This window comes from Cohnella baijiui, assembly GCF_020731285.1.
Classification (GTDB): Bacteria; Bacillota; Bacilli; order Paenibacillales; family Paenibacillaceae; genus Cohnella.
In genome coordinates this window covers 1-209 of the sequence record NZ_JAJFOW010000523.1, presented here as the reverse complement: position 1 = coordinate 209, position 209 = coordinate 1, and the positions used below count along the sequence as shown (strand labels likewise).

The window sequence follows — 209 nt, the reverse complement described above, 5'->3', positions numbered from 1 at the left end:
TGCCTAGCCATGTACCAAGAATAGCCTCGGCATACTCGAACAATGTCTTTTCCGGATGACGCCTCTGCAACTGAAAAAGTAGATACATCGTAAAAATCCCAAGCGGGATGGCGATTAAATTGGCGATCGCCCCATCTTGTCCACCATAGATAAAATCATAATTCGTATTGCTTGAGGTCGCGGTAAGATACATCAGCATCAGAATAAAA

General features: G+C 43.5%; 1 protein-coding gene. It reads right to left on the bottom strand.

What is annotated here, in order from left to right; genetic code table 11:
- The coding region (locus tag LKX83_RS33645) for a GerAB/ArcD/ProY family transporter (protein WP_227887665.1) at positions 1 to 209 on the bottom strand (209 nt) is incomplete at both ends.